Annotated in this window: 10 protein-coding genes and 2 tRNA genes; 3 read left to right on the plus strand and 9 right to left on the minus strand. The window is 52.9% G+C overall.

What is annotated here, in order from left to right:
* Window positions 1–23 precede the first annotated feature (23 nt).
* From modA to modC, 3 genes are read left to right on the plus strand one after another with little or no spacing between them, the layout of a single operon-like run.
* On the plus strand, window positions 24–758 hold the full coding sequence (gene modA / locus PUV54_RS00880; RefSeq protein WP_274493627.1) for a molybdate ABC transporter substrate-binding protein: 735 nt from the start codon (window positions 24–26) through the stop codon (window positions 756–758).
* Complete coding sequence (gene modB / locus PUV54_RS00885) at window positions 755–1432, plus strand: molybdate ABC transporter permease subunit (protein ID WP_274493628.1); 678 nt, start codon at window positions 755–757, stop codon at window positions 1430–1432. The genes modA and modB overlap by 4 nt, the downstream gene beginning before the upstream one ends.
* Window positions 1422–2519 (plus strand): molybdenum ABC transporter ATP-binding protein, encoded by a 1098-nt coding sequence (gene modC, locus PUV54_RS00890; RefSeq protein WP_274493629.1) that lies wholly within the window; start codon window positions 1422–1424, stop codon window positions 2517–2519. Before modB ends, modC begins: the two co-directional genes overlap by 11 nt.
* Here the strand turns inward: modC and PUV54_RS00895 are convergent.
* From PUV54_RS00895 to PUV54_RS00935, 9 genes are all read right to left on the minus strand, one after another.
* A tRNA-Val gene (locus PUV54_RS00895) sits at window positions 2507–2582 on the minus strand. The genes modC and PUV54_RS00895 overlap by 13 nt on opposite strands.
* A gap of 142 nt (window positions 2583–2724) precedes the next feature.
* A complete protein-coding gene (locus PUV54_RS00900) occupies window positions 2725–2997 on the minus strand; it encodes an HU family DNA-binding protein (RefSeq protein WP_274493630.1) in 273 nt (90 codons plus the stop codon).
* Between the two features lie 313 nt (window positions 2998–3310).
* The gene (gene lon / locus PUV54_RS00905) at window positions 3311–5701 is read right to left on the minus strand and encodes an endopeptidase La (protein WP_274493631.1); all 2391 of its coding nucleotides are present in this window, start codon (window positions 5699–5701) and stop codon (window positions 3311–3313) included.
* A gap of 265 nt (window positions 5702–5966) precedes the next feature.
* Window positions 5967–7250, minus strand: a complete 1284-nt coding sequence (gene clpX / locus PUV54_RS00910; protein WP_274493632.1) for an ATP-dependent Clp protease ATP-binding subunit ClpX — start codon at window positions 7248–7250, stop codon at window positions 5967–5969.
* Between the two features lie 200 nt (window positions 7251–7450).
* Complete coding sequence (locus tag PUV54_RS00915; RefSeq protein WP_420797927.1) at window positions 7451–8083, minus strand: ATP-dependent Clp protease proteolytic subunit; 633 nt, start codon at window positions 8081–8083, stop codon at window positions 7451–7453.
* 282 nt (window positions 8084–8365) lie between these two features.
* A complete protein-coding gene (gene tig / locus PUV54_RS00920; protein WP_274493634.1) occupies window positions 8366–9733 on the minus strand; it encodes a trigger factor in 1368 nt (455 codons plus the stop codon).
* Window positions 9734–9798: 65 nt separating this feature from the next.
* Window positions 9799–9883, minus strand: a tRNA-Leu gene (locus PUV54_RS00925).
* Between the two features lie 102 nt (window positions 9884–9985).
* Window positions 9986–10489, minus strand: a complete 504-nt coding sequence (locus PUV54_RS00930; RefSeq protein WP_274493635.1) for a GNAT family N-acetyltransferase — start codon at window positions 10487–10489, stop codon at window positions 9986–9988.
* The gene (locus tag PUV54_RS00935) at window positions 10486–12003 is read right to left on the minus strand and encodes an NAD(P)H-hydrate dehydratase (RefSeq protein ID WP_274493636.1); all 1518 of its coding nucleotides are present in this window, start codon (window positions 12001–12003) and stop codon (window positions 10486–10488) included. Before PUV54_RS00935 ends, PUV54_RS00930 begins: the two co-directional genes overlap by 4 nt.
* Window positions 12004–12035 lie beyond the last annotated feature (32 nt).

Consider the following 12035-nt stretch of genomic DNA (forward strand, 5'->3'; position numbering starts at 1 on the left):
CCGTTCGCTTCGGCTCACAGCTGATGGGATTAGCTGCGGGGGCCATGGGTCTGATCACCTCAGCCAGCGCGGAAGAAGCATTGGTCGCAGTCGCCGCGAACTTCCAGACGGCGGCTTCGCAGCTGGAAGCAGATTTCGAAGCTAACAGCGAGCATACAATCACAATTACGGCCGGATCGACCGGCAAGCTATATGCACAAATCGTCAATGGCGCGCCGTTTGATGTCTTTCTCGCTGCAGATCAGCAACGCCCACGCCTGCTGGAAGAAAAAGGCGCGAGTGTCATAGGTTCACGGTTTACCTATGCCGTGGGGAGGCTCGTCCTCTGGAGCGCAAACCCATCGCTCGCGGTTGAAAACAGCATATATCTGCGCAATGGCGCATTCAGACGGCTGGCTATGGCCAACCCCGATCTGGCCCCTTATGGCGCGGCAGCGCAAGAAATATTGCAATCGCTGGACCTATGGGAAGCACTTCAATCTAAAATCGTTATGGGCGAAAACGTCACTCAGAGTTTTACCTACGTAGCAACTGGTAATGCAGAACTTGGGTTTGTCGCGCTCTCAAGCGTTTTTGAATTTGATGGCGGTGCTAAGTCATATTGGGAGCCACCTGTAAATTCTTACAGACCCATTCGACAAGATGCGGTTTTATTAAAGCGCGCCAAAAGCAACGCAGCCGCACTCGCGTTTTTTCAATACTTGAAAAGCGAGCCCGCCCGCGAGCTGATTTCAAGCTCAGGTTACGGAGATCAATGACGATGCCTGATTTAGGCCCGCTTTGGTTGACACTCAGCCTTGCGCTTGTCACGACTGTTATCCTGTTGGCTTTGGGCACACCCTTCGCCTGGTGGTTGTCGCGGACAAGATCACCTCTAAAACCGTGGCTTGAAGCAGTCACAGCGCTTCCGCTGGTCCTGCCGCCAACCGTTATTGGCTTTTATCTACTGATTGCGCTCAACCCTACTGCCCCCATTGGCGCATTCTGGGTTTCAATAACAGGCGACACGCTGACCTTTTCTTTCGCAGGCCTTGTGGTGGCCTCAATTTTCTATTCGCTTCCCTTTATGGTGCAGCCGCTTCAAAGCGCGTTCGAGGCGGTTGGCCGCGCGCCAATGGAAGCCGCAGCAAGCCTGCGCGCAAAGCCGATAGATGCTTTTTTCTCAGTTGCCGTCCCAATGTCTGCCCGAGGTTTTCTGACAGCCAGCGTGCTGACATTCACACACACGATCGGTGAGTTTGGAGTTGTCCTGATGGTGGGCGGCAATATCCCCGGGCGCACCAAAGTGATTTCAATCGCAATTTATGAGCATGTAGAAACATTACGCTACGCGGAAGCGCACATGCTTTCAGCAATTCTCCTGATCTTTTCATTTCTTGTTCTTGTATTCGTTTACGCGGCAAACAAACGGTACCCCGTTCATGTCGGATGAAACGCTTTCAATAGATATCGAGAAAAAACTTTCCGGCTTCACGTTGCTAGTAAAGCGGGCGTTACCGCTCGCTGGCGCTACTGCGGTATTCGGCCCAAGCGGCGCGGGCAAAACCATGTTGATGCGTCTGATTGCCGGCTTTGAACCGCCGGACAAGGGTCGCATCAAAATGGGCGGTACCGTCTGGTGCGACGCGGACAAAAAAATATGTCTCGCACCTCATGTTAGGCCTGTCGGGTATATGTTCCAGGAGGGAAGATTGTTCTCTCACCTGAGCGTGCGCGGCAACCTCAACTACGCCGAAAAGCGCAACACCAGTCATGAAAAAGGTTACACGCAAAACGATATCATCAACTCTTTTGCACTATCTTCCTTGCTTGAACGGCGCATTCAGACGCTTTCCGGCGGCGAGCGCCAACGAGTCGCCCTCGCCCGCACATTGCTTTCCCGACCGAAACTCCTGCTCCTCGACGAACCGCTCGCTGCACTGGACCGCAAACGCAAAAACGAGATCCTACCCTATTTGAAAGATTTACCGGCGAAATTTGGCGTGCCGACTATATTCATCAGCCATGACATTGAGGAAGTAAGCCAGCTTGCTGACCAAGTGCTCGTGCTGTTGAACGGGCGAGTCCAGGAGTATGATTCCGCTTTAAAAGTAATCAGCAATCTCGATCTTGAGCCTCTGACAGGACATCATGAGAGTTCGGCACTGCTGGAAGGCGTTGTATCGGGACATGATCAACGTCTTCTGTTAACACGCGTTAGCATCGGGGATGCTTCTCTAACATTACCCATCAACGCAGACTTAGCGGCGGGCTCAACAATCCGATTGCGCATCAAAGCGCAAGATGTGGCAATCGCCACCTCGGAACCTCATGACATCAGCATCAGGAATGTCATTCCGGGAAAAATCAGATCGCTGCAAGCAAGCGATCAGTCGCCATATGTCGAAACACTTATCGATATCGGCCATGCACAGTTGCGGGCACAGATCACACAAGCAGCAACGGAGGCTTTGAATCTTGAAGACGGAAAATCCGTTTTCGCGCTGATCAAGAGCGTGCGGATTGATGGTGGGCGGTGAGAGGTTCGAACTCCCGACCTACTGGGTGTAAACCAGCCGCTCTTCCAGCTGAGCTAACCGCCCGGTCCATTACGCGACGCGTGAATACACGGCGTTCGGGGCGCTGTCCTTAACGCGCCTTTCGCGCGCCTGCAAGAACTTCGGAAAAAGAAAACGCCGACGCCAGAAGCCCTGACGCCGGCGTTAATGTTTCAAGCAACCGAACCTAGTTCAGCGCGTCCTTGAGGCCCTTGCCAGCTGAAAATTTAGGCTGGATGGATGCCGGGATCTGAATGGTCTCCCCGGTGCGCGGATTACGCCCCTCGCGGGCCTTGCGATGGGCCGCGGAGAAAGTACCGAAGCCTACGAGACGTACATCGTCGCCAGCTTTCAGTGCATTCGTGATGGCGTCAAAGACCGCGTCGACCGCCTTGGCCGCGTCCGATTTACTCATGTCTGACATATCCGCGACTTTGTCGATAAATTCGTTTTTGTTCATTCCTCCGGCCTTTCTGTAATGCTGGGAGTTCGTAAAACTGTAACTCAGCGCGATTTTACGCGCCGCTCATGGACCAATGCCAAGGAAAAATGGCTTAAAATAAGGGCTTGCTTTCCCCACCCCATACAAGGCGCTGATTTTATTGCATTTTTCTTAGGTTAAAACTTCGAAGAGCCGCCCTTAAAAGGCTACCAAAGTTGGCAAAATGCTAGTGATTCCGCGAATTTTCGCGCAAATACCGATTCGCTGCACTGAGACTTAAGCAAGCTGCAACGGCGGCGCTCAATGCCAAGCGCCACCGTTATGGTTCTATTTAATGCGTAATAACGCTTGTACTGTCGCCGCTATCGTCTGGTGCTGGTTGATCGATCGGCTCTTCCCATTCGATCGCTGTCAGCTTCTGTGTCAACGCATGAGCAAGCACTTCATCCACAGTGCTGACGGGAATGATTTTCAGACTTTCCTTCACATTATCAGGAATATCCGCGAGGTCTTTCTCATTCTCTTCAGGAATCAGCACAGTCGTGACGCCGGCTCGCAACGCCGCGAGAAGTTTTTCCTTGAGCCCGCCAATGGCCAGCACTCGTCCACGCAGGGAAATCTCACCCGTCATGGCGATATCCTTGTGGACAGGCACGCCTGTTAGAACAGACACAATAGCTGTCGCCATGGCGACGCCAGCCGACGGCCCATCCTTAGGCGTCGCCCCTTCGGGCACGTGGATATGGATGTCGGTCTTGTCGAAGAGCGGAGGTTCGATCCCGAACTCCACCGAACGGCTTTTTACGTAGGAAGACGCCGCCGAGACCGACTCTTTCATCACATCCTTCAGGTTTCCGGTAGGCGTCATCTTGCCTTTTCCGGGCATTTTGACCGCTTCAATCGTGAGGATGTCGCCTCCAACCGATGTCCATGCAAGACCTGTCACAACACCAATCTGATCCTCGCGGTCAATTTCACCATACCGGTATTTCGGCACGCCTGCGTAATCAGCCAAATTCTCGACACTGACCGCCACTGAATCAGAGGCGCCTGTTTCAAGGTCTCGAACTGCTTTGCGCGCGAGCTTAGCCAATTCACGCTCAAGGTTTCTCACGCCAGCCTCGCGCGTGTAGCGACGAATAAGCGTCAGTAAGCCCTCATCATCAATCTTCCATTCATCTTCTTTTAGGCCATGATTTTCGAGCAGTTTTGGGATCAAATGCCGCCGGGAGATTTCAACCTTTTCATCCTCCGTGTAACCGGGGATGCGAATGATCTCCATACGGTCCAACAGAGGCTGGGGCATGTTGAGACTGTTTGCCGTCGTGATAAACATGACGTCAGATAGGTCGTAATCGACTTCAAGATAGTGATCCTGGAAAGTACCATTCTGTTCAGGGTCCAGCACCTCAAGCAATGCCGACGCCGGATCGCCGCGGAAGTCCTGTCCCATTTTGTCGATCTCATCGAGGAGGAAAAGCGGGTTCGACTTTTTCGCTTTTTTCATCGACTGGATGATCTTTCCTGGCATCGACCCGATATAGGTGCGCCGGTGGCCGCGGATTTCCGCTTCGTCTCGTACGCCGCCAAGTGATACACGTACAAACTCACGGCCTGTCGCACTGGCGATTGATTTTCCGAGCGAGGTTTTGCCGACCCCCGGAGGGCCAACAAGACACAGGATCGGCCCTTTAAGTTTATTCATCCGTTTCTGGACAGCAAGATATTCTACGATGCGTTCCTTGACTTTCTCGAGACCATAATGGTCTGCATCGAGAACATCCTGAGCTTTTTTGAGATCACCTTTCAGCTTGGAACGGCTGTTCCAGGGAATAGCCGTCAGCCAGTCGAGGTAGTTGCGGACAACAGTCGATTCCGCTGACATAGGGCTCATCTGGCGCAGCTTTTTAAGTTCCGCCTCGGCCTTGGTTTTAGCTTCCTTGGTCAGTTTGGTTTTCTTAATCTTATCTTCGATTTCAGAAACCTCGTCGCGACCGTCATCAGTCTCACCGAGTTCCTTCTGAATAGCCTTCATCTGTTCATTGAGATAATATTCGCGCTGCGTCTTCTCCATCTGGCGCTTTACGCGATTGCGAATTTTCTTCTCAACCTGCAGGACGCTCATCTCGCCTTCCATAAGCGCATAGACACGCTCAAGACGCTCTGAAACGCCAGCGATTTCCAGTAATTCTTGCTTGTCGTTGATTTTGATATTGAGGTGGGATGCGACTGTATCGGCAAGTTTTGCGTAGTCATCGATCTGACCGATGGACACCATCACTTCTGGCGGGACGCGTTTATTCAGTTTTACGTAACCTTCAAATTGGGTAACAACTGAACGCGCTAGCGCCTCCAGCTCCGCATCATCGCCTTCTCCTTCTTCGACATATGACGCTGATGCTTCGAAATAGTCGTCCTCGCGAATATATTCCTCGATGATTGCACGCGCTTCGCCTTCGACCAGCACTTTCACCGTGCCGTCAGGCAATTTCAAAAGCTGCAATACAGAAGCAATAACGCCAACTTCGAAAATATCCTCGATTTCCGGGTCATCATCACCAGCGTCTTTTTGAGCCACCAGAAGAATCTTTTTGTCATTCTGCATGACGTTCTCAAGCGCATTGACAGACTTCTCACGCCCCACAAACAACGGGACAATCATGCCTGGAAAGACAACAATGTCTCGAAGCGGCAGGACTGGATAAGTGACGTTTTCGCTCATTCAAAACTCCATCGGCGCTGTCATATAGGCCGTGCGCCAAGACGGCTATTTGGGCCTTGCAAGCTTCTTATTCAACCAAGGCCAACACTCAGCGGCGTTTCGTATCTTCACACAACGGCGATCGAATCCATATTCCTCATCGCACCATAATGGAAACGCAAACCGCCGCTGCATTATATACAGCGGCGGCTGATATGATCTTAATGTGGACCGATTTCGCCCGAATTCAAGCACATAGCCTACATCCGGGGAAAAGCAGGCGCCTTTAAGCGCTGGCGTCGGCCTCAACCGCGCCTTTTTCCCTTTCAGAATAGATGTAGAGCGGGGTCGCGTTACCATCCACAACCTCGCCGTTCACGACAACCTCAACGACCCCTTCCAAAGTCGGCAATTCGAACATCGAATCGAGAAGGATGCCTTCCATGATGGATCGCAAGCCGCGTGCGCCGGTTTTGCGGGCAATAGCGCGACGCGCGATCGCCATTTTGGCGTCGTCAGTAAAGGTCAACTTGACGTCTTCCATCTCAAACAACCGCTGATACTGTTTTACCAGGGCGTTTTTCGGTGAGGTAAGAATCTGAACCAGCGCATCTTCATCAAGGTCTTCGAGAGTAGCAATCACCGGTAATCGGCCGACAAATTCAGGGATAAGGCCGAACTTCAAGAGATCTTCCGGCTCAACCTCACTGAGGATTTCACCCACCCGGCGGTCGTCGGCGCTTTTTACTTCGGCGCCAAAGCCAATGGATGACCCCTCGCCGCGATTGGCGATTACCTTTTCAAGCCCCGCAAATGCGCCGCCGACGATGAACAAAATGTTCGTTGTATCAACTTGAAGGAATTCCTGCTGTGGGTGTTTGCGTCCGCCTTGCGGCGGCACGGAAGCGACAGTGCCTTCCATAATCTTCAAAAGCGCCTGCTGCACGCCTTCGCCCGAAACGTCACGGGTGATCGAAGGGTTGTCGGACTTGCGGCTGATCTTGTCGACCTCGTCGATATAGACGATGCCGCGTTGCGCGCGCTCGACATTGTAATCTGCTGATTGAAGAAGCTTCAGAATAATATTCTCGACGTCCTCGCCCACATAACCGGCTTCGGTTAGCGTTGTCGCATCGGCCATTGTAAACGGCACGTCCAGAATGCGTGCGAGCGTCTGCGCCAGAAGCGTCTTACCGGAACCTGTCGGACCGATCAGCAAGATGTTCGACTTTGCGAGTTCGACATCGTTGTTCTTCGCCGCGTGATTGAGACGTTTATAGTGGTTATGCACCGCAACGGAGAGCACTCGCTTCGCCTGAGCCTGACCGATCACATAGTCATCAAGCACTTTATGAATTTGCTGCGGGCTCGGTACGCCATCACTGGCTTTCACCAACGAGGATTTTGATTCCTCGCGAATAATGTCCATGCAAAGCTCAACACATTCATCACAGATGAATACGGTTGGGCCAGCGATCAGTTTCCTGACCTCATGCTGGCTTTTGCCGCAGAATGAACAGTAAAGGGTGTTTTTCCCGTCACCGCCGCTTTTGCCGCCGATTTTGCTCACTATACCTGCACTCCTTCGTCGGCGCCTCGATCAGACGCGTCATGGCCGTTCTCACGCGCCTCGCATTGCGACGAGGCTGCGCTCCCCGGAAAAACTGCACATTCGGCGCCATGACTTCCGGGATAGAAGACATAGGACCATATTCCGCCCAAACCAATCAAGAAACCATTTCCTTAAAGCCTTAACATTCAAGGTGAATTTTAGGACTCTCCGTCTCCCGGCATGACCCGCTCGGACAGCACCTTGTCGATCAACCCGAAATTGACAGACTCTTCGGGATCCATGAAATGGTCGCGATCGAGAGTTTTCTCAATAGTTTCATAGGATTGGCCGGTATGTTCTACGTAAATCTCGTTAAGGCGGCGCTTTAGCTTGATGATATCTTGAGCATGGCGCTCAATATCCGACGCCTGCCCCTGAAATCCTCCCGAGGGCTGGTGAACCATAATTCTGGAATTGGGCAGCGAGTAGCGCATCCCCTTTTCCCCAGCCGCCAGCAGGAGCGAGCCCATAGAGGCCGCCATGCCGACGCACATGGTCGAGACCGCTGGACGGATGAAGCGCATAGTGTCGTACATGGCCAAGCCGGCTGAAACGACGCCACCAGGCGAATTTATGTAAAGAGCAATCTCTTTTTTGGGATTATCAGCTTCCAGGAACAAAAGCTGGGCAATAACCAGCGTCGAAACCTGATCATGCACCGGCCCGGAAAGGAAGATAATCCGCTCTTTTAGCAGGCGTGAGTAGATGTCGAAGGCGCGCTCGCCCCGGCTCGACTGCTCGACGACCATCGGCACGAGCGTATTCATGTATATATCGTGGGGGTCTTTCATCGACATCCTCTTTCTAGCGTCTTTTCTTAATTTGCCGCACTATAGCGGCATCATCGCGGCGAGTGGTTAATTTCGATCCTTTACATGGGGATTGGACGGCCAGGCGCCAGCCCCTCTATGGAACCTTAGCGGATCCCGCTTAAGCGAGGGTTATTCTTCAGAAATTGCAAGGCGTTGTTTTGCGAATATCCTGTCATGTCTCAAAATATGCCTCAATACGAAAACAGGCCCCACTATGCAGGGCCTGTTTTTAGAATTTAGGTAAGAATAATTTCGGGACCCTTAGGCAAAGGCCTCTTCCCCTTCAGGTTCTTCCATTAACTTCTCTTTCGAGACAGTTTTTTCGGTTACCTCTGCGCGTTCAAGAATGTAATCAACAACTTTTTCCTCGAACAGCGGCGCGCGGATCTGCTGAATGGCCTGAGGATTCTGCTGGTAGAATTTGAGGACTTCCTGAGGTGAAATTTCCTGCCCCTGCATCTGCATCATCTGGGCTTCCCGGATCGCCTGTTGCTGTATCGCCTGCTGTAACTCGCTAGACGGCACTTGAACATCGGCGCGTTTGCCGATCTCCGCCAAGACCAGTCCCAGGCGCACGCGGCGCTCAGCAATCGTACGATATTCTTCTTTCAGCTCGTCTTCGCTCTTATCTTTATCTTCTTCATCGCGTTCTGAGCCCTCAACTTGGCGCCAAATCTGATCGAATTCCGCATCAACCATTCCCTTTGGCAATTCAAAGTCGTGCGCCTCATCAAGCTTGTCGAGGAGTGCTCGTTTTAAGTGTCCGCGCGAAAGCTGCTTATAATCTTCCTCGATGCGTTCCTTGATGCGCCCCTTTAATTCTTCAAGGCTTTCCAAACCAACCTTCTTGGCGAGTTCGTCATCGATCTCGACCTTTTCAGGCACTCTCACTTCGACGACTTTCACATCAAAGACAGCATCTTTTCCGGCCAAATCCTTGGCGTGATATTCTTCAGGAAAAGTAACCTTCACTTCGAGATCATCGTCAGTTTTTGCACCGACGATCTGATCTTCAAAACCGGCAATAAATTGGCCCGACCCCAATACAAGCTCGAAGCCCTCGCCTTTACCACCTTCGAATTCTTCGCCGTCAACCTTGCCGACAAAGTTGATGACGACCTGATCTTTTTCTTTTGCTTTCGCCGTCTTGCCACGTTCCTTGTACGTCACTTGCTGTTCAGCAATATTTGAAAGTGCTTCATCAAGATCGGCGTCCGGGATCTCCGCGACGGGCCGGGTCAATTTCATGCCAGCGACATCCATGGGATCGAATGTCGGCAAGATTTCAGCGTGAACGTCATATTCAAGGTCAGCCTTGCCCTCTATCACATCCTCAATTTTCGAATGAAAGTGTGGGTGCGGCGAGGTCGCAGGCTGAAGATCGCGGTCCGTGAACGCCTTTTGTGAAGTCTCGCTGACGATCTCCTGGATGATCTCGCTCATCATCCCTTTGCCGTACATTTTCTTCAGAAAAGAAACGGGCGCCTTTCCCTTTCGGAAACCTTTGAGGTGAACCCGGCCTTTGACTTCCTCGAGTTTGGCGACAAGTTTCTTGTCCAGCTCATCAGCCGGCACCTTCACCAGAAACTTACGATCCAGCCCTTCGGCGCTTTTTTCAATGACTTCCATCTTTTTCTCGTCTTTTCCAAGGCTCTAAGGCCAAAACGTATGTATCGCCGCAGGACGGGCGTGAATGGTGCGGATGGAGGGAATCGAACCCCCACGCCTCGCGGCGCCAGAACCTAAATCTGGTGCGTCTACCAGTTCCGCCACATCCGCAAATCACTCGGCGCAAACGAAAACGGGTCGCGGCGGCGGCGCGCGACCCCATTCCAAAGTCCGGCGGGTTCTATAACAGAGAAAACCTCCCCGTCCAGCCGGTTAGAGCCGTTTTTCGAACCACATGACATCGATAAACCGGCCAAATTTGCGCCCTACCTGATTAAGCGTCGAGATATGGACAAATCCGAACTGCTGATGGAGGGCGGCTGAGGCTGGGTTTGGTGCAGCGACAAGCCCATAGGCCCGGTGAAGATCAGTGCTCTCAAGCGCCTGAAACAGTGTCGCGTAAAGGCCTCGGCCAATCTTCTTCCCGTGAGAGCCAGGATCGACGAAAATGGACGTTTTCACCGATGTCGCGTAGCCAGCGCGCTGATCGAACGGGCTGGCGCTGGAAAATCCACATATTTGCGCATCTTCGTCTTCGGCGACGATAACTGGATACCGTGGATCGCCTTCACGCTCGACGAGCCAGTTTTTGCGCTGATCGGCGGTATGCTCAACCGTCTCGAATGTTACCGTGCTTTCCCGAATAAACGGATTGTAGACAGCGTTAATGCCGCGAGCATCATCAACCGTAGCTGGCCGGAACCGAATGTTGCTCATTGCTGCTGCGCGCCCTGCTGAGATGTTAAGCCGTCATCCTGCTCTTGAAGCGGCTTCAATAGCTGGCGAAGCACCGAGGGAACCGCCTTCGGCAAATCTTCCGCAATCAGCCCCGGACCGATTGTCTGTCCACAGGCGCCATGAAACCAAACGCCGGCGGCTGCCGCTTCAAATCCGCCCATGCCTTGCGCTTTTAACCCCGCGATAAGCCCAGCCAGGACATCACCTGATCCAGCAGTAGCGAGGTCAGGCGGAGCGTTGGAGTTGATAATCGCAAGACCATCCGGCGCCGCGATAATTGTATCGGGACCTTTTAGTACAACGATACATCCAGCCTTTTTGCTGGCCGCCCGGGCAGCGTCTAGTTTTCCGCCATCTTTCATTTCAACCGAAAACAGACGCGAAAACTCGCCAGTATGAGGCGTCAACACATCGTCTGGCCTTAAGACATCGAACAAAGCGTCCGGCTGTCCAGCGAAACTCGTCAGGGCGTCAGCATCGAGAACGGCGCCAGCACTACTATTCAAAATTGCTAACGTTTTATCGCGTGTTTGTTCGCTAACACCTGTGGCTGGTCCAATGATTGTTACCAGATTGGATTTTTCAGCATCTTGCATGTGTCCAGCAATCTCGTCCGCAGTGTTGGCTTCGCGCAGCATGATTGAGGTCAGATGCGACGCATGAACCGGCGCGGCGGCGCTAGGGCTAAGCATCGTCACGAGACCAGCGCCAATTCTTAGCGCGCCCTCGGCCGCAAGCCTTGCTGCGCCTGTACTCATGGGACCGCCAGAAACGCACATTACGTGACCGCGCTCGTATTTGTGGCCCATCCAGGACGGCCTTGGGAAACGCGCACCCCAAAGACTAGGATGGTTCTCAAATATCTTTGCGTCGAACTCTCCAGTTATACCGATATCAACAACATCGACGACGCCGCAAAGAGCACGCCCAGGGAACAGCAAATGCGCCGGTTGCTTTGCGTGAAAGGTTACAGTGCGCGCAGCTTGAATAGCGAAGCCAAGAACAGCGCCCTCATCTGTGGAGACGCCTGATGGAATGTCGACCGACAAAACAGGCGCGGGGTGAGCATTGATCGCTTCGAGTGCGGTTTTCACATCCCCCTCAATTGGGCGAGTCAGACCAGTCCCGAAGATAGCGTCGATGATGAGCCCGACGCCTGCAAGAGCGTTTGCATCGAACTCGCTGACCTCGCCTTCATAAAGGTCAGCCATCAGCTTGGCGTCGCCTTTAAGGGTTTCACGATCACAAACGCGTACGACTTTCACTGGCCACTCGGCCTCCGCCAGTAGCCGCGCAGCGACAAAACCATCGCCACCATTGTTGCCCGGGCCGCAAATAACCGCCACCGGGCGTTTGGACCATTCCTGCTTGGCGACTTCTGCGACTTGCTTGCCTGCCGTTTCCATGAGGGCCGCAGACGCAACGCCGCCATTTATCGCCGCCTGTTCGGCGGCGCGCATTTCTTTGGCGGAGAGAACAGCTAATGGATTCATAATCTTCCATTTGTAAGGGCTTCGCGCCTTGA

It is taken from the genome of Hyphococcus flavus, from assembly GCF_028748065.1.
In the GTDB taxonomy this organism is placed as follows: Bacteria; Pseudomonadota; Alphaproteobacteria; order Caulobacterales; family Parvularculaceae; genus Hyphococcus; species Hyphococcus flavus.